At 70.7% G+C, this 19607-nt stretch carries 22 protein-coding genes; 13 read left to right on the forward strand and 9 right to left on the reverse strand.

Features of this window, described 5'->3' with window-relative positions:
- Positions 1 to 8: 8 nt before the first annotated feature.
- Together ABD987_RS28320 and ABD987_RS28325 are read right to left on the reverse strand one after the other, a co-directional pair.
- Positions 9 to 734 carry an alpha/beta fold hydrolase gene (locus tag ABD987_RS28320; RefSeq protein WP_345400358.1) on the reverse strand — a complete coding sequence of 242 codons (726 nt, stop codon included), beginning with the start codon at positions 732 to 734 and terminating at the stop codon, positions 9 to 11.
- Positions 735 to 921: 187 nt separating this feature from the next.
- Complete coding sequence (locus ABD987_RS28325; RefSeq protein WP_345400361.1) at positions 922 to 1494, reverse strand: TetR/AcrR family transcriptional regulator; 573 nt, start codon at positions 1492 to 1494, stop codon at positions 922 to 924.
- 85 nt (positions 1495 to 1579) lie between these two features.
- On the opposite strand from ABD987_RS28325, the gene ABD987_RS28330 reads away from it, so the two are divergent.
- Together ABD987_RS28330 and ABD987_RS28335 are read left to right on the forward strand one after the other, a co-directional pair.
- Positions 1580 to 2533, forward strand: a complete 954-nt coding sequence (locus tag ABD987_RS28330) for an NADP-dependent oxidoreductase (protein WP_345400364.1) — start codon at positions 1580 to 1582, stop codon at positions 2531 to 2533.
- Positions 2530 to 2979 carry a TetR/AcrR family transcriptional regulator gene (locus tag ABD987_RS28335; RefSeq protein WP_345400367.1) on the forward strand — a complete coding sequence of 150 codons (450 nt, stop codon included), beginning with the start codon at positions 2530 to 2532 and terminating at the stop codon, positions 2977 to 2979. The genes ABD987_RS28330 and ABD987_RS28335 overlap by 4 nt, the downstream gene beginning before the upstream one ends.
- A 152-nt stretch (positions 2980 to 3131) precedes the next feature.
- Here the strand turns inward: ABD987_RS28335 and ABD987_RS28340 are convergent, their stop codons facing one another.
- On the reverse strand, positions 3132 to 3914 hold the full coding sequence (locus ABD987_RS28340) for an SDR family NAD(P)-dependent oxidoreductase (RefSeq protein ID WP_345400370.1): 783 nt from the start codon (positions 3912 to 3914) through the stop codon (positions 3132 to 3134).
- 108 nt (positions 3915 to 4022) lie between these two features.
- Between ABD987_RS28340 and ABD987_RS28345 the strand changes: the two genes are divergently transcribed.
- From ABD987_RS28345 to ABD987_RS28360, 4 genes are all read left to right on the forward strand, one after another.
- On the forward strand, positions 4023 to 4658 hold the full coding sequence (locus ABD987_RS28345) for a TetR/AcrR family transcriptional regulator (protein ID WP_345400373.1): 636 nt from the start codon (positions 4023 to 4025) through the stop codon (positions 4656 to 4658).
- A gap of 176 nt (positions 4659 to 4834) precedes the next feature.
- A complete protein-coding gene (locus ABD987_RS28350; RefSeq protein WP_345400376.1) occupies positions 4835 to 6043 on the forward strand; it encodes a lipase family protein in 1209 nt (402 codons plus the stop codon).
- Positions 6044 to 6121: 78 nt separating this feature from the next.
- A complete protein-coding gene (locus ABD987_RS28355) occupies positions 6122 to 6922 on the forward strand; it encodes an alpha/beta fold hydrolase (protein ID WP_345400379.1) in 801 nt (266 codons plus the stop codon).
- A gap of 5 nt (positions 6923 to 6927) precedes the next feature.
- Positions 6928 to 7698 carry a MerR family transcriptional regulator gene (locus tag ABD987_RS28360; RefSeq protein WP_345400382.1) on the forward strand — a complete coding sequence of 257 codons (771 nt, stop codon included), beginning with the start codon at positions 6928 to 6930 and terminating at the stop codon, positions 7696 to 7698.
- A gap of 80 nt (positions 7699 to 7778) precedes the next feature.
- On the opposite strand, the gene ABD987_RS28365 is transcribed toward ABD987_RS28360, so the two are convergent.
- Positions 7779 to 8765 (reverse strand): helix-turn-helix domain-containing protein, encoded by a 987-nt coding sequence (locus tag ABD987_RS28365; RefSeq protein ID WP_345400385.1) that lies wholly within the window; start codon positions 8763 to 8765, stop codon positions 7779 to 7781.
- 278 nt (positions 8766 to 9043) lie between these two features.
- On the opposite strand from ABD987_RS28365, the gene ABD987_RS28370 reads away from it, so the two are divergent.
- On the forward strand, positions 9044 to 9340 hold the full coding sequence (locus tag ABD987_RS28370) for a DUF6221 family protein (protein WP_345400388.1): 297 nt from the start codon (positions 9044 to 9046) through the stop codon (positions 9338 to 9340).
- A 118-nt stretch (positions 9341 to 9458) separates the two neighbouring features.
- Here the strand turns inward: ABD987_RS28370 and ABD987_RS28375 are convergent, their stop codons facing one another.
- Positions 9459 to 9878, reverse strand: a complete 420-nt coding sequence (locus ABD987_RS28375; RefSeq protein WP_345400391.1) for a VOC family protein — start codon at positions 9876 to 9878, stop codon at positions 9459 to 9461.
- Between the two features lie 323 nt (positions 9879 to 10201).
- On the opposite strand from ABD987_RS28375, the gene ABD987_RS28380 reads away from it, so the two are divergent.
- Together ABD987_RS28380 and ABD987_RS28385 are read left to right on the forward strand one after the other, a co-directional pair.
- Positions 10202 to 10915 (forward strand): GntR family transcriptional regulator, encoded by a 714-nt coding sequence (locus ABD987_RS28380; RefSeq protein WP_345400394.1) that lies wholly within the window; start codon positions 10202 to 10204, stop codon positions 10913 to 10915.
- Positions 10908 to 11720 carry an arginase family protein gene (locus tag ABD987_RS28385; RefSeq protein WP_345400397.1) on the forward strand — a complete coding sequence of 271 codons (813 nt, stop codon included), beginning with the start codon at positions 10908 to 10910 and terminating at the stop codon, positions 11718 to 11720. Before ABD987_RS28380 ends, ABD987_RS28385 begins: the two co-directional genes overlap by 8 nt.
- 4 nt (positions 11721 to 11724) lie before the next feature.
- On the opposite strand, the gene aroQ is transcribed toward ABD987_RS28385, so the two are convergent.
- Both aroQ and ABD987_RS28395 read right to left on the reverse strand, forming a co-directional pair.
- Entirely contained in the window at positions 11725 to 12363 is a 639-nt protein-coding gene (aroQ, locus tag ABD987_RS28390) for a gamma subclass chorismate mutase AroQ (RefSeq protein WP_345400400.1), read from the reverse strand.
- 79 nt (positions 12364 to 12442) lie between these two features.
- Positions 12443 to 13081 (reverse strand): VC0807 family protein, encoded by a 639-nt coding sequence (locus ABD987_RS28395; protein ID WP_345400403.1) that lies wholly within the window; start codon positions 13079 to 13081, stop codon positions 12443 to 12445.
- A 204-nt stretch (positions 13082 to 13285) separates the two neighbouring features.
- Here ABD987_RS28395 and ABD987_RS28400 point away from each other — a divergent pair, with 204 nt between their 5' ends.
- From ABD987_RS28400 to ABD987_RS28415, 4 genes are all read left to right on the forward strand, one after another.
- Positions 13286 to 13879, forward strand: coding sequence for a CcdC protein domain-containing protein (locus ABD987_RS28400; RefSeq protein ID WP_345400406.1), 594 nt, complete (start codon positions 13286 to 13288; stop codon positions 13877 to 13879).
- An 18-nt stretch (positions 13880 to 13897) separates the two neighbouring features.
- Positions 13898 to 15055, forward strand: a complete 1158-nt coding sequence (locus ABD987_RS28405; protein WP_345400409.1) for a sensor histidine kinase — start codon at positions 13898 to 13900, stop codon at positions 15053 to 15055.
- The gene (locus tag ABD987_RS28410) at positions 15052 to 15708 is read left to right on the forward strand and encodes a response regulator (protein WP_345400412.1); all 657 of its coding nucleotides are present in this window, start codon (positions 15052 to 15054) and stop codon (positions 15706 to 15708) included. Before ABD987_RS28405 ends, ABD987_RS28410 begins: the two co-directional genes overlap by 4 nt.
- Before the next feature lie 97 nt (positions 15709 to 15805).
- Positions 15806 to 16276, forward strand: a complete 471-nt coding sequence (locus ABD987_RS28415) for a hypothetical protein (RefSeq protein ID WP_345400415.1) — start codon at positions 15806 to 15808, stop codon at positions 16274 to 16276.
- Between the two features lie 199 nt (positions 16277 to 16475).
- Here the strand turns inward: ABD987_RS28415 and ABD987_RS28420 are convergent, their stop codons facing one another.
- Complete coding sequence (locus ABD987_RS28420) at positions 16476 to 18131, reverse strand: amidohydrolase (RefSeq protein WP_345400418.1); 1656 nt, start codon at positions 18129 to 18131, stop codon at positions 16476 to 16478.
- Positions 18132 to 18160: 29 nt separating this feature from the next.
- Positions 18161 to 19600 carry a purine-cytosine permease family protein gene (locus ABD987_RS28425; protein ID WP_345400421.1) on the reverse strand — a complete coding sequence of 480 codons (1440 nt, stop codon included), beginning with the start codon at positions 19598 to 19600 and terminating at the stop codon, positions 18161 to 18163.
- Positions 19601 to 19607 lie beyond the last annotated feature (7 nt).

Raw genomic sequence — 19607 nt, forward strand, 5'->3', positions numbered from 1 at the left:
CGGCGGCGTCAGTCCCTTCCGGCGTGCACGATCTTCTCGGCGAGCAGCCGGGGGTTGGTGAAGACGACCTCGTGGCTGCCGGGCAGTTGGACGAGGCGGTGCAGGCCGAGCCGCCCGGACATCCGCGGATGCCATCCCCACTCGCCGGGCGGGAGCGCGGTGTCGTCGGTGCCGTTCAAGTAGCTCTTGGGGATTTCCAGCCGGGAGAACCTCGACAGGTCGAGCCGGTCCAGGAAGGGCTGGTACGGCGTCGGTGACAGCTGTTGGTAGGCGGCCTTCGCCCGGTCGAGGTCGGCGTCCTGGATGAACGCTTCCCGCCAGATGGGGAACGGCAGTGTCACCGTGTTGTCGGCCGACTCGCCGGCCAGCCGGGCGAACAACTCGCGATAGCTGGGCGGGAGATCGTCCTCGACACTGGTACCCGGCAGTGGCACGAAGGCGTTCCAGAAGACCAGGCGACGCAGCCGCCCCGGGACCTCCTCGGCGACCCGCGCGATCACCGACCCGCCGAAGCTGTGGCCGGCCAGCACCACGTCGGAAAGATCGTTGTCCACGATGAACCGCTGGATCGACCGCACGCAGTCGTCGTGCCCGACCGCTTTGTCCGCCCCTTTGCCGTGACCGGCGATCGTCGGGCTGTGGGCGACGTGACCGAGTTCTTCCAACCTCGGAACGACAGCGTCCCAGGCCGAGCCGTCGTGCCAGGAACCGTGCACGAGAACGAACGTGGTCATGATCAAGCCTCCGTTTGCCGGGGTGCGGGACGGTGTGCGAGGCCGAACCCGATTCGCCGTCGAGGACGACCAGCCCCCTTCCTCCCGAGGTCCACGTCCCCGAGGCTCGCGCGGGGAGGGTAGTGCTGGCCCCGGCGGAGCGGTCCCGGGTTTCGGTCGCTGCCGAGGGAAGCCCGGCCGGGCCTGTTCAGCGGGCCGTCGGGGTCCGCGGTGTGACCGCCTCGCGCAGTTCGGCGGCGGCGTGGGCGATGAGCTCGGACAGGGTCGCGTCCGGGTCGGCCAGCCACCGGGACGTGGCGCGCCGGGAGATCGCGATCGCCACGTCGATGAGGAAGCGTGCCTCGCCGGGCTCGACGCCACGGCCCTCGAGTGCCCGCGTCAGCGCGCCGGCGATGTCGGCGAGCTTGATCAGGTCGCGTTCGGCCAGTGCCGGGCTGACGGCGATCACCCCGACGCGGCGCAGCAGAAACTCGCGCGAGCGGAAGACCTCGTCCGCGGTGCCCAGCGCGGCCAGCAGCGCTTCGAACGGGGTGAGGTCCGGGGCGGCCTCCTCGACCCGGGCGACGAGGTGGGCTTCGAGTTCGTTGCCCGCGAAGAGAACTTCCCGCTTGTCGGGGAAGTAGCGGTAGAAGGAGCGCTCGGTCAGACCGGCGGTACGCGCGATCTGCGCGACCGTGGTGCGCTCGAATCCCTGCGTTTCGAACAGCTCGAGCGCCGCGCGCTCGAGCCTGCCCTGTGCGTCGGACTCCCATCTCGGCATACCGGTCAGCATACGACAACAGATGCTGTCATCACCGTGCTACGGTCGATGACAACAGATGCTGTCATCACTTTGGGAGACCGTCATGAAGGCTCTGCAGTTCGACCGGTTCGGTTCCCCGGACGTGATCGTGCTCCGTGACGTCCCGAAACCGGAGCCGGGACCCGGCCGGATCCGGATCGCCGTGCGGGCGTGCGGCCTGAACCCTGGCGACTGGGCGGTGGTCGACGGTCTCCTCGCCGACCGGTTGCCGCCGCTGCCACGCGGACTCGGCCTCGAGGTCGCGGGCACCGTCGACGCGCTCGGCGAGGGCGTCACCGGCATCGAGATCGGCGACCCCGTGTTCGGCCCCGCGACCTTCGACGGCCCGACCGCCGGGGCCGCCGAGTACGCGCTGATGGCGGCCTGGGCTCGCCTTCCCGAAGGCGTCACCGCCGAGCAGGCCGCCGCGCTGCCGATGGCGACCGAGACGGCCTGGCACGCACTCGACGACCTCGGCGTCCAACCGGGTGAGCTGCTGCTCGTCCACGGCGCGGGCTCCACCGTCGGCGAGGCCGCGGTGCGCCTCGCGCTGCACCGGGACATCCGGGTGATCGCCACCGCCGGCCCCACACGGGCCGCGGCCCTGCAAGGGATCGGCGCCCAGGTGACCGCCTACGGCGAGGGCATGACCGACCGCGTCGCCGCACTGGCCGGGGGCCGCGTCGACCGTGCCCTGGACACGGCCCCTACCGGCGGCCGGATCGACCGCCCCGGCCGGACCAGCCCGGCCGGCGGCGCACTACCGGCCCTCATCGAGCTGACCGGCGACCCCGACCGCGTCCTCACCGTCTCCGACTTCGCCGCCGCGACCGAACTCGACACCCGGATCACCCGCATCGACATGCGCTACGACCGCCTGGACGAGTTCGCCCGGCTCGCCGCCGAAGGCGTCCTGACCGTCTCCGTCGCCCGCACCTTCACCCTCGACCAGATCCACGAGGCCGCCGAACTCAGCCGATCCCGCCGCCCCGGCGGCAAACTCACGCTCACCCCGTGACCGACCTGCCACCCCAACCCCGCGAAGTGATCTCCCGGCCGGGGCTGTACTTCCTGTTCGCGTCCAAACAGGACCTGTTCCGGGCAGCGGTCACCCGGGCGATCGAGCGGGACCTCGCCGCGGCCGAGGAGATCCTCGCCGACACCGGAAAGCCGTTGCGGGAGCGGCTGATCGGTGCGTTCGACCGGTGGGCCGGCCGCTACGTCGGACCGATGAGCCGCGACGTCCCGGAGGTCATCGAGCAGAACCCGGACCTGCTCGGGCCGATCACCCACACGGCTCCGAAGCGTTTCGAAGAACTCGTCGTCGCCGCGGTGGACGGGGCGGCGACGACCGGTGTCGCACAGACGTTGATCAGCGCGTCGGTCGGGTTGAAGCACCAGGTGGAGACCCGGGAGGAGTATCTCGGCCGCATGGCCACCGCCATCGGCCTCCTCGTCCCGTGAGCGACCGCGGCCCGGCGGAGTCTCAGTGTCGTCGAGGCGGAGCGTGGCCGCGGCCTCTACCGCTCATGGACACGCGCCGAACGCCCGCGCATCGGCATGACCGGACATTCGATCGCCATCACCCTGATCGATCCTGGCGACCGGCGATCTGGTCAGGCCGCCGTCGTGTCGGGCCGCAGGGCGGGGCCGAGCAGGAGCCCGCCGTCCGCGACGAACTCCGAGCCCGTGACGAACGAGGCGTCGGCCGAGGTGAGGTAGAGCAGGAGTGTGGTGATGTCGGCCGGGGTGCCGATCCGGGGGACGGCATACGGTTCGGGCGAGTAGAAGTCGGCGATGGGCGGCCGGCCGTCGATCGGTTCGTTGATCAACGGAGTGGAGATGACGCCGGGGTGGATGGAGTTGACCCGGATGCCGTCTCGACCCAGCTCCAGCGCGGCGGTCCTGGTGAGCCCGCGCAACGCCCACTTGCTGGCGACGTACGGCGCGTAGAGCGCGGTGCCGACGTGGGCCATCGTGGAGGCGATGTTGACGATCACTCCGCCGCCGTTGCGGCGCAGGGACGGTGCCACGGTCTTGATGCCGAGAAACGTGCCGGTGAGGTTGACCTCGAGTACGCGGTCCCAGACCCGCCGTTCGACGGCCTCGATCGGCACCGCGGGGTTCTGGACGCCGGCGTTGTTGACCAGAACCGCGATCGGCCCGAACCGGCGTTCGGTCTCGGTGACCGCCACCGCCCAGGCGTCCTCGTCGGTGACGTCCGTGCGGACGAACAGTGCCCGCTCGCCGAGTTCGGCGGCGAGTTCCTTGCCCGGCCCTTCGGAGAGCGCGGCGATGACAACGTTCGCCCCCTCCTCGTGGTAGGCCCGAACGTGACTGGCGCCCTGCCCGCCAGTGCCACCGGTGACGAGAACGGTCTGCTTGTCGAAGCGTCCCATGACGCGGTCCTCCCTGCGAAACAATGGTGAGTCGAGCGACTCACCTCACCAAAGCTACGGACAGGACAAGTGGTGAGTCAAGTGACTCGCCTCGGGTAGAGTGGCGCCATGACGACGGAGCCCTCGCCCTACCACCGGCGCGTCGCCGAGCAGAAGCGAGCGGCCATCATCGAGGCCGCCACCCGCCTGTTCCTTGACGCCGGGTACGCCGGCACCTCACTGGCCAAGGTCGCCGAGACCGCCGGGGTGTCGAAGGCGACTCTGTTCAAGCAGTTCCCCACCAAGGCGGCACTGTTCGACGCGATCGTGACGGAGTCATGGACGGTCGAGGACGTCGGCGACCTCCGCCCGCCGACGGGCGATCTGCGGGCGGGCCTGACGGCGATCGGCCACCGGTACGTCACCCTGCTCGCCCGGCCCGGTATGGCGGCCCTGTTCCGCATCGTCATCGCCGAACTGCCGCGCTTCCCCGAGTTGGGCGAGGCCCACTTCGAGCGCGGCAAGATGCCCTACTTCGACTCGGTACGCCGCTATCTCGACACCGAGAACGCCCTGGGAACGGCCAAGCTGGACGACACGGAACTGGCAGCGACCCAGTTCCTCGGGATGATCTCCAACTACGTCTTCTGGCCCCGGATGCTGCTCGTCGACTGGTCCCCCGACGACGCGTCGATGGCACACGTCGTGGACGAGGCCGTCCTGATGATGGAGGCCAGATACGGCGCGGCGAACACCACCGACTGAGGCGGCCGTACGCAGCGCGTGAAGATTGCTCGGCGAACCGGCAACGTGAGCGCGGGTAGGTAGGGTCTTCCCTACCGGGCAGCCGGTGGTGTACCGGCTGGGTGTGGCGGCTCTTCGCGACCAGGCTTTGTCCCATGACTTCGAAGAGACGTGGGAACCGTCGGGGCGGACGCCGGATGATCGCCGTCGCGGCCGCCGCCATGGGTGCCGCGCTGGTGCTCGCTACGGCTTCGCCCGCCGTCGCCGATACCGCGGTGCCGACACGGAACGCTTGGCGTGGAACGTATCTGGCCACTCTCGACACGCAGTCGGTGCCGCAGAAGGACATCGGCGCGGTCGTGGCCAGGTCGAGTCTGGTGAACCCGAAGACGAACTACGGTGTGGACGCTTACACCGTCCTTTACGGCACCGTCGACACCAACGGCTTCCCGACCGTGGCCAGCGGGCTCGTCGTGCTGCCGCGCAACGGCGGCGGCGCGGTGAGTCCGCTGGTGTTCGAGCACGGCACCCGGTCGGCCCGCGCGGGCGTCGCGACCAGGGACGAAACCAACGCCGACCGGTACACGGCCCTGCTCATCGGGTCCACCGGATACGCCGCGGTCGCACCGGACTACCTCGGCCTCGGCTACGGACCCGGATACCACCCGTACCTGAACGCGGCGACCGAAACCTCGGCGTCGCTCGACCTGCTTCGCGCGGCACGGACCCTCGCCGCCCGGCACGGTCGCGAGCTGGACGCGAACGTGCGCGTGACCGGGTTCTCGCAGGGCGGCCAGGCCGCGATGGCGCTGGCGAAGGCGCTGCGGTCCGGCGCCGACCCGCGGCTGCGGCTGGCCGGGGTCGCGACCATCAGCGGGCCCTTCGACATCCAGTACGCGGAAATCCCGGCCGGGCTGGTCACCAGGACGCTCGACCAGCCGGGCACGGCGTTCTACCTGGCCTACGCCACGGTGTCGATGAATCGGCTGTTCCACGTCTACCGCGATCCGTCGGAGGTCTTCAAAGCGCCGTACGACAAGACGGTCGAGTCGCTGTTCGACGGCACTCACGAGGAACCGGAGATCTTCCGGGCACTGCCCGCGAACCCCGACGACCTGCTGACCGACGACTACCGCCGGCGGCTCCTGAATCCGCGCGGACAGCTTCTGCAAGCGTTCCAGGCCAGCGACGGCACCTGCGCGGGATGGCGCCCGGACGTGCCGGTGCGGCTGTTCGCCGCGAGCGGCGACGAACAGGTCGCGTTCGCCAATTCGCAGAACTGCCGACAGCAGCTGCACGCCTCCGGCGCGGACGTGCCGCTGGTGAACCTGGGCGACATCCACCACTTCGACACCCGGGACCGCGCCGTCCCGATGATGCTGGACTGGTTCACCCACCAGCACTGATGCACCGCCGTGTCCGTATTGCGCGGAGCAGGCGCCCAGTGTTGACCTTGACCTGAGGTCAAGGTGGAGGCTGGCGACATGACCAGCTCGATTACCTCACCTTGGACCGGCATGGTGTCTGTCGACGACACGGCCCTGTCGGTCACCGACACCCGCGGCCTCGGTCGTCCGGTTGTCTATCTCAACGGTTCCTACGCCAGTCAGCGGTCCTGGCGGCGCGTGATCGCCGAGCTCGGCTCCGGGTGGAGGCACGTCACCTATGACGAGCGGGCCCGTGGTCGCTCGAAGCGGTCGGCGGACTACTCGTTCGAGGGGTGCGTTCGCGACCTCGACGCGGTGCTCAGGGCGACCAAGGTCGATCGGCCACTGCTGGTCGGCTGGTCCTATGGGGCAGCGCTCGCGGCGCACTGGGCCGACCGCTACCCGGACCGTGTCACTGGTGTGGTCTCGGTCGACGGCGCGGTTCCGTGGGGCTACACCGGCGAGGAGGGGCGGGAAACGATTCGGCGTTTGTGGCGCCGGATGCGGTTGTTCCTGCCGCTCGTGCGTCCGTTCGGCATGTCCGCCTCGATGAGCGCCGCTCAGCATGCCGAGGTCAACATCGAGATCAACGAGGTCTGCGCTGCCCTCGAACCGGTTCTGGACCGATTGGCCTGCCCCGTGCGCTACGTTCTGGCCACGGGCGCGAACCTCGGTGGTGGCGCGGAGGAGATGGAGCAGATGCGGGCCTCTCTCGACCCGGTGCTCGGCCGGAATCCGCATCTGCGGGTCAGCACGAAGGTGGCGAGCAACCACACGCAGATCCTGCGCAAGGACTTCCAGGCCGTCGCCGCCGCCGTACGGGAGACCGCTGCCGTGTCGGCTCGGGAGGAACGCTGAGTTCGATGACCGACGGGGTGACCATCGGCCAGGCGGCCGCGTTCGCCGACATCACCATCAAAACGGTGCGGCACTACCACAAGCTCGGCCTGGTCGACGAACCAGCACGCGACAGCTCAGGCTACCGGCGATACGGGTCGGCCGAGCTGTCGCGGCTGGTGCAGATCCGGACCCTGGCCGCCGCCGGGGTGCCGTTGGCCGACGTCGGCCCGTTGCTCGACTCCGACGCCACGACGTTCGCCGACGCACTCGCCGATGTCGAACGGCACCTCACCGAGCGGATCGCCGAGCTGACCGCGCGGCGGGACATGCTCCGCCGGCTCGGCTCCGGCGACCGGACCTTGTTGCCCGAACGCGCCGTGGCGATGCTGGAGGGAATGCCGACCCTCGGCTTCACGCCGTACGACGTGCGGACCGCGCGAGAATCCTTCGTACTGGCCAAGGCTCTGGTCCCAGAAGGATTCGACGGCTTCCTCACCGATATCGAGCACGCGCTGCGCGATCCCCGATTCGTCGAACTGACCAGGCGCACCGCCGAGGTGGCCGGCTGGGAACCGGACGATCCCCGGGTCGCCGAACTGGCCACCGACATGGCCGAGCACTACCTCGCCAACCCGGCACAACTGAGGATCGTGACCGGCCTGCAAGCCCGCACCGAAACCACGACCCGCTACCGGTTGGTCGCCCACCACCGCGAACAACGCGAATCAGCAGCGGCCCGGCTGACCGCGCTGCTCGAAGCGAAGCTTCGCGCCGCCGGCATCGACATCCCCTGACCCGAAGCAGGCCGCCCCCCCCCGATGGCGGCCCGCGAACCGGGCCTGCGAGCGCGCGGTGGCGTCGTGTGGAGGGTGGGTCAGGTGGTGCGGTGCAGGGTTCGGTAGGGCGGGTGGCCGTAGGCGGTGCGGTAGCGGTGGGCGAAGCGGCCGGGGTGGAAGAAGCCCCAGCGGGCGGCGATCTCGGTGATCGTGGCCCCCGTGGTGGGGTCGGCCGTGAGAAGTTCCTGGTGTGCTTGCTGAAGGCGGGCTTGGCGGAGGTAGCCCATCGGCGTGGTGTCGCGGTGGCGGCGGAAGGCGTACTGCAGCGCGCGGATGGTGACGTGGCTGGCGGCGGCGATGTCGGCAGCACTGATGTCGAGATGGGCGTGATCGTCGATGTAGGCGATGGCCCGCCGCAGGGTGGCCGGGTGGGAGTCGTGGCGGTCTTCGATGGTGGGATCGGTCAGCGCGGTGTTGGGGAAGGTGGTCAGTGCCGCCGCAGCCAGCAGCCGGCCCGCCGTACCGGCGACGAGCGGTTCCGCCATGGCCTCGGGCCGGTCACGCACGCTGGTGGCGAGGTAGTCCATGGTGGCGATCAGGTGCCGGGCCGGTTCCGGGTTCGTGCTGCGCAGGTCGGTGAAGCGGACCGGTTTCGACTGGCGGGTCTCCGGCGCGGCGGCCACCTGGTCGAGCAATGGGAAGGGAAAGGTGACGGCCTGCACCGCACCGTTGTGCCACCGGGCCTGAATAGGGGGATGATCCTCGGTCGTGTTGGACAAATGCACTTCGCCGGGGAGGAAACAGTGCGCGGCACCGCCGTAGCGGTAGTGCACCGGTGCGGTGCGGGGGCGGGCGATCATCAGCGAGGGCACGGATTCCAGGGTGTATCCGATCTCGGCGCTGTGTACGGCCGTGACGAAGGTGAACGTAGTGGTGATCAGCCAGTCGAGATGAACGGGCGCGCCTTTCTCACCGATACCCAGCCGGAAGTTTCCCCCGTAGATTCCGGTCAGATACTCACCCGCCTGATCGTGGTCGGTGGTCTCGAACAGCACCTTCCGCGGTGGTTCGGGAGCGGCGGTCATCGTCGGGACTCCTTGATGTGACAGGACTCCGGCGACGTTGGGGTCCGGCCGCCGCCACCAGGACGACGAGCAGCCTCCTCCAGGCGGCGCGGGATCGGGAGCCTCGCCGAACACTTGTCACGCGGTCGGAGCAGCCAACCAAGCGATTTTCCCCTGACCGGGTGTCGCGGGCCTGTCCGCCGGGCACGGGGACCGGGGACATATCGGACTGACGCGGGCCGTCGCCGGACTTTCTCCGGTACGTTGCCCAGTTCCGGAATCGGCACAGGGAGAAGACCATGCCGGAGATCGTGGATGCCCTGATCGCGTTTCTCAGTGCCCACCTCGACGAGCGGGAGCGGCGGGCGAACCACCGGGAGGAGTGGACGCACGAGGAGATCCGATTCGTGCTGGCCGACGTCGCCGCCCAACGCGAACTGCTCACGCTGATCCTCGGCCAACTGGCTTCGCAACCGCCGCCAGGGCACACCCTCGGCGAAGTCCTGGACCACAAGATGCCCTGGATCCGCGCGCTCAAACTGCTCGCCCTGCCCTACGCAGAGCACTCCGGCTACCGCGAGGAATGGCGGCCGTAGTGATGTCGCGAATGCGACATTCGTGACGGTGAACGTCAGCAATGCGACATTCGCGACATCCCACACCGATGACCGATACCGCGGCGAGGTCTTGAGTGCGCGTCGGCTTCGGGCCCGGTTACGTGTCCGGCCAACGGATTCCCGGCCGCACCTGGTCGGCCACGAACTTCGCCAGCGCTTCCCGAGACGGGTGTCCCCAGCCGATGCAGAACGGGTGCCCGGCCGGATCGGCATACACCTGGTGTCCCTCGTCGCTCTCCGGATCAGGTGCTGCCCGCAGCAGCCGAGCACCGAGCGCGATCGCCTCCGCGTGCGCGGTTCGCGGATCATCGACGTGCAGGTCGAGATGCACCTGTTGCGGGTTTCCGCGCGGCCAGTCGGGCGGAACATGGTTCGGCGCCAGTTGCACGCCGATCCGCCACTTTCCGGCAGCGTCGAACACCACGTGAAATGCCTCGTCTTCGAAGACGTGCCCGCCGAGAAGGCTTGCCCAGAACGTGCTCTCGGCATCGATGTCGGCGGCGTCGAACACCACCACGTGACGCACCATTTTCACGGTGCCGAGGTTAGCCGGGGTGCCGTGTTCCTGACGGGAACATCGTTTCCCACCGGCACCGGCCCGGTGAACCGGGCGTGGCCCGCGGCGCCACCCACTCCACCCGGCCGAGCCCGGCGTCTTGCCAGATTGTCGGATAATCTGGCAATCTAGCGCCGACAGGACGGGTTTCGAGGAAGGGAGAGCCGGGTGCTCCAAGCCTGGAGTAGCGGCGACGTCGGGCGGCTGATCAGCACGGCGAAGGCGAACACGGTCGGGACCTCGACCGGGTTCCACCGCGTTCGGGATCTGCCGCGAGGAGACCGGTGACCGAGACGAATCCGATCACCGGCCTCGGCGCGAGCATCCAACGGCAGAGCACCACCGAGCAGGCCGCCGAAGCCGTCCGGCAGGCCATTTTGTCCGGTCGGCTGCCGCCGGGCACTCCGCTGCGCGAAGCCGCCGTCGCCACCGAACTCGGCGTCTCCCGCAGCACCGTCCGAGAGGCCGCGCGGACGCTCGAAAGCGAGGGCCTTGTCCGCTACCAGATGAACCGCGGCATCGTCGTCGCGGACGTCACCGGACCGGATGTCACCGACATCTACGCCGCCCGCGCCGCCGTGGAGCTGGCCGCGGCCGACGCCCTCACCGAACACCGGGACCCGGTGGTCTACCAGAACCTCGCCGACCTGGTCGACCAGATAGAAAGCGCTTTCGAGCGTGGCGACACCGCCGCCGCGCTCGACGGCGACCGGCTCTTCCACGCCACCCTGGTCGCGGCCACCGGCAGCCCCCGGCTGCGCCGCTTCCACGAACAACTCCAGCGGGAACAGCGTCTCGCACTGGCACTGGCCGAGCGCTCCCGGCGCGAACTCGGCCGCACCGCGGACGACCACCGCCGGCTGCTGGACGCGCTGCACGGTAGCCCCGAGGAAGCCAGGGCGGAACTCACCGCGCACCTGCTGGCCGGCGCCGCCGAGCTGCGACGGCTGCTCGACCTGCTCGCCCAACGAAACGAAGGAGAGGCACCTCGTGGCTGACTACAACACCGATGGCGCATGGGATCCGATCGTCACGCCCTGGCACCTCGACGAGTACCTCCCGGCCTTCCCGATCCCCGCCGCCGCGACCGAGGTCGTCCGCCCGGACCTCCCCGACGGCCCCGTCCCCGCCCGGATGAGCCTGCTGCACCGGGCCACCGCCGACACGGTGGCGCGGGCCACCAGACCCCTGGTGCTCTCCGGCGACTGCCCCACCGCCCGCGCGGTGGTAGCCGGGCTGCAGCGCCGCCATCGTGACCTGAACGTGCTGTGGCTTGACGCGCACGGCGACTTCAACACCCCCGACATCTCGACCAGCGGCTACGTCGGCGGCATGGCGCTGGCCATGCTGACCGGCCGCACGCCCGGCCTGTTCGGCGACACCCTCGACCTGCGCCCCATCCCCGACACCAGCGTCGTGCTCGCCGACGCCCGCGACCTCGACCCCGCCGAGCGCGGCTCCCTCGCCACCAGCCAAGTCCACCGCGTGCCCGCCGACCCCGCCGCGATCACCGCCGCCCTCGGCCTCCTCGGCCCGGCCCCCGTCTACCTCCACCTCGACATCGACGTCATCGACGGCGCCCAGCTGCCCGGCGCGCGTTTTCCCTCCGGCCCCGGCCCCTCGCTCGCCCGGATCGAGGAATGCCTGGCCGCCGCGCACGCCACCGCCGACATCGCCGCCGCCTACTTCGCCTGCGCCTGGCTCCCCGAGCACGCTGGCGACCAGCACAGCCGCCGGACGGTCACCCGCCTCACCGCGGCGCTCGGCGCCGGCCTGGCCTGGCCCGAACCCGTCGGCGGCTGATCGGCTAGCCGGAGACGGCTCGCGCCGAACCCGAACAGGTGGATCGGAGGGCGACGGTCAGCGCCTGACGGTGGAGCGAGTCCAGGTGCCACCGGAGCTCGGCGGAGATCTTCGCGAACGAGGCGTCCACCGCACAGGTGAGGGTGGGCCGCCGGAGGGAAACCGTCGCCGCCAGCTGCTCGATGATCCCGGTCGTGATGCGGTCCAGCTCGGGCCGGACCTCGGTGGCCAGATCCGGCCGGTGTGCGGGGCGGAGTTCCGGATGCGCGGTCCACAGCCCATACAAGCCGCGTTGCACGATCTTGTTCGCCTCGATCTGGTCCCGGAAGAAGCGGACGCTCGCCGCCGGGTCGATCCCGGCGGCGAGCGACAGCTGCCGGACCGAGTCGAGGACCTGCTGTTCCCGTGCCGGATCGTCGATCGGCTGGTCCGTACCGAACTTCGCCGCCGCGACCTTGTCACCGAGCAGGATTCGCCGCGCCGCCAGATCCGTCAGCCCGCCCAGCGGCCCCCACGCCGCCGGAGCCGACGCGGGCGCGGGTGCGGCTCCGGCGGCCGAAGCCGCCGAAACGCCACCGAGCAGCAACGCCCCGATCATCGAGAACACCAGCAACGGACGGGTCGAACCACGCACACCGGACATCCGGGATCCTTCTGAAGGTCGATGACGTTTCCGCGTCCCAGTCAAGCACGGTTTTCTTTTCCGGCAACGTTTTCCCGGCTCAGGCGACGCGCGTGGTCTGGTGCCTGGTCAGCAGCGTCCAGCCGATGAGCGCCGCGAAGGCGACGATCATCAGCGCCTGCGAGATGTTCGCCGCCACGCCGAGCGGCAGCGCGTAGACGACCCCGATGCGGAGCACGGCGTCGGCCAGCAGCACGCCGCCCCACACCAGCGAGACCCGGTACCAGCGGCGGCGCATGGCCGCGCCCTGCGCGGTGGCCTCGAACTCGTCCCGCTCGTCACCGCCCGCCGACCGCGCGAAGCGCCGCGCCGCGTAGTACGCGAGCGGCCTGCGGATCAGGCAGCTGCCGACGAGGAGGGCACCCGCGACGAAGGTGGTCGCCGACTCCTTGGCGAGCAGCAGGCGCGGGTCGCCGCTGAGGAAACTCAGCCCCAGGCCGGCGCCGAACAACAGCATGAGGGTCAGCGACAGCGGGTCGACTCTGCGTTGCGCCACCGCGACCCAGATCGTCCGCACCCCCGCGACGACCGTGCCGGCCAGCAGTGACACATAGGTGCTCGCGCCGAGCAGTTCGGCCACGTAGTAGGCGAGGACCGACAGCCCGATGTCCAGGAACAGGGTGGAGATCATGGTGCGGGCCAAGCTGGTGCCGCGCTTGGCCTCGGTGTGCTGCGTCATGGCTGACTCCCTGGTTTCGGCTTGGTTGCGGGGATCCGGGACGAAACGCTAGGGCCGCGCACCGGTGCTCGTCTTGACCCGCGGGCCGTAGTCCGGGTGGAGAACTTCTCCACCCGCGGATACCACGCTCGCCCCACGACATCGGCGCCGCGCGGTCATAGGTTTTCGGCATCGGAACGCAGTCGAGCCAAGGCAGTGAGAAACATGAGTGGACCCGTGGAAATCGTGCTGATCGTGGCCGCCGTCGCCTACCTGATGGTGCGGCGGCTGATGGGCGAACCCGCACAGGCCAAGCAGATGCTCATCCTGCCCGCCGTGCTGTGCCTCATCGGCCTCACCAATGTGTCCGGCGAGGTGAAAACGCCGCTGTCACTGGTTTTTCTCATCGGAACCGCGGTGATCGGCATCGTCCTCGGCGTGCTGCGCGGGGCGACCGTGCGGATCTCCCGGCGCGACGACGTCGCCTTCGTCCGGTACACCGCCGTGACCGTCGTGCTGTGGCTGCTGAACATCGCGGTCAAGGCGGGCGTGACCTACGCGCTCGACACGTTCGACCCGAAGGACGCGGGCGGCGTGTCCAACAGCCTGCTGCTCACCCTCGGCCTCGGCATCCTCGCCGAGGGGCTGGTCGTGCTCTACCGCGCGCTGCGCGGCGGTCACCAGGTCATGTGGACACAGGGCGGCGACGGCGAGCCCGCGCGGACCTCGCCGGTGCTGGACACCATCCAGCGTGAGCTCGGCCGCCGCGACGGCCGTCCGGCCGGGTGGAACACTCAGCCCGAACGCGAACACCTCTGACAAGAAGGAACCCGGTCCATGACCACGACGGACTCGCGGCCGCCTGCCCGCCCCGGACGTTTCCGGGACGAGCTGATCCAGCCCTTCCTCGTCCTCACCGCGGTCGTCGGCACCGCCGTTCAGTGGCCCGGCGCCCCCATCGCGTACCGGCCGCTGGCCCTGCCGCTGTTCGTGCTCGTCTCCATCGCCGCCCTCGCGTCGCTGCTGCCGTGGACCCGGCTCACCCCGGGCGCGCAGATCGCCGCGATGAGCGCGTACCTGCTGCTCGGCGCGCTGCTGATGCCGCTGGCGCACCAGACGATCGGCGTGCTGTTCCCGTACGTCGCCGCCGTGGCGGCCGGCCTCAAGCTCGCCTCCCGCAAGGCCGCCGCGGCCATCGCGATCACCGGCGCGCTCGTCGCGGCCTTCGCGACCTGGGCGGTCGGGCAGTTCTCCCCGGCCCTCCCGCAGTGGCCGGTGTGGCTCGCGCTGACCGTGGCCATGCCGGTCGCCATCGGCATTTCGCACCACGACCGGCTCGACGCCGTGCGCAGCGCGGATCTCGCCGCCGAGGAGGCCCGCCGCGCCCGCGCGTCCGAGGCACGCGAAGCCGCGCTCGAGGAGCGGGGCCGGATCGCCCGCGAGATCCACGACGTGCTCGGTCACTCGCTCTCCGGGATCGCGCTGCAACTGGACATGGCCGACGCGCTGCGCGACAGCGGCCGCGACGACGAGGCGACCGCCGCCATCCGCAGGGCACGCGCCATCGCCGTCGACTCGATCAGCGAGACCCGCCGCGCGGTGCACGCGCTGCGCGAGGACACCCTGCCACTGCCCGAGACGCTGCGCAGGCTCGCCGAGCACGCCGGAGTCGGCTTCGCGATCATCGGCGAGGCCGGGCCGGTCGGCGCGGAGGCCACGCACACCATGGTCAGGGTGTCGCAGGAGGCGCTGACCAACGCGGCCAAGTACGCGCCGGGTGCCGCCCGCGACCTGCGCCTGGCCTTCACCGCCGACCAGGTCAGGCTGACCGTGCACAATGGACCCGCGACCGGACCCCGCCACACCGGACCGGCCGAGAGCTCCGGTGTCGGGCTCGTCGGCATGCGCGAACGCGCCGCCCTGCTCGGCGGCACCCTGCAGGCAGGCCCGGCCGACGGCGGCGGCTGGACCGTGGAACTGGAGCTGCCCCGATGACCGATACCGCGATCTCCCTCGTCGTCGTCGACGACCAGGCCACCGTCCGCGAAGCGCTCGCGGTCATGCTCGGCCTCGCCGAGGACGTCGACGTCGTGGCGACCGCGACCAACGGCGCCGAGGCCGTCGAAGCCGCGCGGGAGCATCACCCGGACGTCGTGCTCATGGACCTCAACATGCCCGTGCTGGACGGGGTCGGCGCCACCGAACGCATCCACCGGGACCTGCCGGACACCACGATCCTGGTCCTCACCACCTTCGACGACGACGAGTCGATCCTGGCCGCCCTGCGGGCGGGCGCGAGCGGCTACCTGACCAAGGAAGCCGACCGCGTCACGATCCTGCACGCCGTGCGCACCGCGGCACGAGGACAGACCGTGCTTTCACCGGAGGTCCAGCGCCGCCTGCTCACCCTGGCCGGCAGCCCGGCCCGCACCGCCGAACCGGACCTTTCGCTGACCGCACGCGAACGGGAGATCCTCGGCCTGATCGGCGACGGACTGCGCAACCCGGAGATCGCGGCCAAGCTCGTGATCAGCGAAGCCACCGTGAAAACCCACATCAACAACCTGTTCGCCAAGGCCGGGTTCCACTCCCGCGCCGACGCCGTCCGCTACGCGCTCAACCACCAGAACGGCCGCGCCCGGCCGTGAGCGGCGCGTCCCCCGGCCGGAACCGGACAGCCGCCTGGACCGCGATGCCGGGGAGGTGAGAAGCTCGCTCCCCACCCGCGATCGTCAGGAGCCCCGGATGTCCGTGCCCCAGGGATTTCCCCCGCCGGTCCCCGCACCGGTCCGGCGCCGGGCGCACCTCCCGGCCGGTGCGGTCGCGGCCGCCCTCGCGGGCTGCACGGCGATCGCGCTGATCTGGTTCGTCTTCGCGAACGTGGTGATCGGCGGCCCGTTCGGCGAGTGGTCGGGCACGGTGTGGCTGAACGTCGTGTGCGCGCTGATCGCCGCGTTCGCACTGGTCGTCCCGGCCGGCTTCCTGCTCGCCCGGCAGCTCTGGGCGGCGTGGACGCTGTTCGGGCTGTCCCTGCTGTACGCGGTGGTGGCCACGCTCGTGCCGATGCCGCCGGGCACGAGCTTCGGCGACCACCTCGACTTCGTGCTCGGTTTCCACAAGAGCAACGCGGTGCCGATCGGGCTGGCGGTGATCTTCGCGTTCCTCACCGCGATCGCCGCGGTCGTCTCCGCGACGGTGCGGCCCGCCCGCCACTGACTCTGAAGGCCACCTTGAGGGAACCCAAGTCCCTCAAGGTGGCCTTCGGAGACCTTAAAGTTCCGGGCATTGGCGCTCAGCGCACTGCTCCGTTCCGGATGCGGGCTCCGGCTGGGACGGTGTCACCCATGCGACATTCGCGGCGTCGAACGGCGCCACCACTACTGAGAAAACTCCATTGTGGACTGTCCACCGTGGTCTATGCGGTCGCGGTTTCGCCTGCCACGAAGGTCGACCGGACCCGGGTACGCAGCAGCGCGTCGAGACCTTCGGCGAACGGGTCCTGGTCCAGCACGACGAAGTCCGCGGCGAACCCCGCGGCGAGGCGGCCCGTGTGGTGCTCGGCCCGGCACGAGTACGCGGCGTGCCGGGTGCCGTGCGCGAGGGCGTCGGCCAGTGGCAGGGCGTAGTCCGGCACGTTCGGCGCGAGCCGGGGATCCACCGCCGAGCGCCGGGTGGTGGCGACGAACATGTTGGGCAGCGGCGGATGCGGCGCGGTCGGCGCGTCGGACCCGAACGCCACCACCGCGCCGGCCGCGGTGAACTCCGGCCACGGGTAGCCACGCAGCGCCCGGTCGTCGCCGAGCATCGCGCGCCAGTTGTCCTGGATGGCCGGATCGGCGTGCACCGGCTGCATGGACGCGACCACGCCCAGCTTCGCCAGCCGTCGCACGTTCTCCTCGGTCACGGTTTCGAGGTGCTCGATGCGGTGCCTGCGGTCCCGCGGCCCGTTGACCGCGATCGCGTGCTCCAGCGCGGAAAGCGCGATGTCCGACGCCTCGTCGCCGATGGCGTGCATCGCCACCTGGAGCCCGGCGGCGTCGGCCGCCGCGACCACCGGGGCGAGCGCGTCGAGGTCCCAGATGGGGCCGGGGTGGCTGCCGTCGGCGAACGGTTCCTTCATCGCCGCGGTGCAGCTGTCGATCACGCCGTCGACCATCACCTTGATCCCGGTCACCCGCAGCCACGGCCCGGCCAGCCGACGGCTCAGCTCGGCCGCCTTCGCGACCTGCGCCAGTTCGTCCTCGGGACGCCCGGTCCGTTCGACGAGCCAGTGCGCGGCCACGCGCAGCGGCAGCCTGCCGCCGCCCCGCTCGACGGCGCGTTCCAGCGCGCCGAGATCCTCGGGGCCGGAGGCCATGTCCACCACGGTGGTGACGCCGTCGGCGAGGTAACGCTCGAAGGCGGCGGCCAGCGCGGTGTCCCGCTCGGCGTCACGCACCGTGCCGTCGAGGAACCGCCGCAGCAGCCCCAGCGCGGCGGACTCGTAGAGCATGCCGTCCGGTTCGTTCGCCGCGTCCCGGCCGATACGTCCCCCGACCGGGTCGGGCGTGTCCTGGCCGATCCCGAGTTCGCGCAGCGCGGCGCTGTTGACCCACGCCGAGTGGTGGTCGTTGGCGGTGAGGTAGACCGGCCGGTCGGCCACCACCGCGTCGATCAGGTGCCGGTCCGGAGCCCGCCCGGCGAGGGCGCCGAACAGCCAGCTGCGCCCGAGAATCCGCGGTGCCGAGGGATCGGCGGCGGCCGCCGCGCCGATCCTGGCCTGGATCTCCGCGAGGTCGGTGGCGTCGAACAGGTCCACCTGCCGCAGCGACTCGCCCAGTGACAGCAGATGGGTGTGCGCGTCGACGAAACCCGGCAGCACGAACGCGCCGTCGAGGTCGACGACGCGCGCGCCCGCCGCCAGCGTGTCCGCGGTCCCGGTGTCCCCGGCGAACTCGATCGTGTCCCCCCGGACGAGCAGGGACTCCGCCCATGCCGGTTCGTTGGCGGTGAAGATCCGCCCGCCTCGGTAGTGCACCAGTTCCGGTTCGCGCGGCACGCCGCCGTCGTTCCGGTCGCCGGTCTCGGTCATCGGGATTCCTTTCGGGCTCGAACGAAGAGTCAGTGCGCGCGCCGCGCGGCGGCGAGACGCGGGCGCGTCGCGGCCGAGTAGACCACCGCCGCGACCACGATGCCCGCCGGGAGCGAAAGATCGATCCCGCCGATGGCGTCGGCGAGGAAACCGGTGTAGAGACCGGGAACCGCGAGGCAGGACGCCGCGACGAGGGCACCGGCGACCAGTGCGGCGATGCCGGTCCAGTTGACGCCCCCGGCGTACCAGAACGGGCCGGACTTCGTCTGGTCGCTGAGCGCGTGGCCGTCGTAGCGGTTGCGGCGCAGAACGATGTCCGCGACGTAGATCGCCATCATCGGGCCGAGCAGCACGACCATGAGCTGCAACAGGTGGCTGACGGCGTCGAGGAAGTTCGACACCAGCAGCGCGTACAGGGTGAGCAGCACGCCGAGGGTGCCGTCGAGCAGGACGCTGCGGGACCGGCGCAGCCGCACGCCCATCACCTGGAGGGCGAGCCCGGAGCTGTAGACGGTCATGGCGTTGTTGGCGATCGCGCCCAGGATCACCGCGACCAGGAACACCGGGGTGAACCAGCCGGGCAGCACTCCGGCCAGCGCCGTCTGCGGGTCCCGCATGTCCAAAGTGGTCGCCGCGAGCGCGCCGAGCATGGTGAACAGCACGCTTGGCACGAACGCGCCCAGCGTGGTCCAGCCCGCGATCGCGGCGGGGCGCGTCGAGCGCGGCAGGTAGCGCGCGAAGTCGGCACTGTTGTTGTAGGACAACGCGGCGGACGCGACCAGTGCGAGACCACCGGTGAGCGCCGCCCACAACCCGGCACCGCGCAACGGCTCCGGCGGCCGGTAGGCCCAGTCCGTGTGGCCGAAGACGTATCCGGCCAGCACGACGAAAACCACCGCGAGTACCAGGGTCAGTGGCAGGTAGAGCTTCACGATCACGCCGTGGCCGTACACGCTGATCACCAGTGTCACCGCCGCGATGCCGACGATCACCAGTACCTTGCCCACCACGTCCAGCTCGATCCCGCACCGGGCGAACAGGCTGAACGCCGTCACCGACGCGGCGGCCCAGCTGAGCGCGACATAACAGACCGAGACGAACCAGCCGTTGATCCCGATGACCACCCGGTTGCCGCGGGCCCCGAACATCGCCCGCATGATCACCGCGCTCGGCGCCCCGGCGGCGGGCCCGCTGACCGCGACCACCCCGACCAGTACCCAGCACAGGTTCCCGGCGACGATCACCGCCAGCGCCTGCCACAGGTTCAGTCCCATCAGCACCAGCGCTCCCCCGACCACCAGGCTGAGATAACTGACGTTCGGGGCCGCCCACACGCCGAACAGCTGCCGGGCGCGGCCGTGCCGTTCCTCGTCGCCGATCACGTCGATGCCGTGGGCCTCGATCCGGACGCCGCCGCCGGGCCCGCGCACGGGCACGTCGGCGGCTGGGGACAGGGGTGTCGAACTCATCGGAACC

The sequence above is a fragment of the Amycolatopsis samaneae genome (assembly GCF_039541975.1).
Lineage (GTDB): Bacteria > Actinomycetota > Actinomycetes > Mycobacteriales > Pseudonocardiaceae > Amycolatopsis > Amycolatopsis samaneae.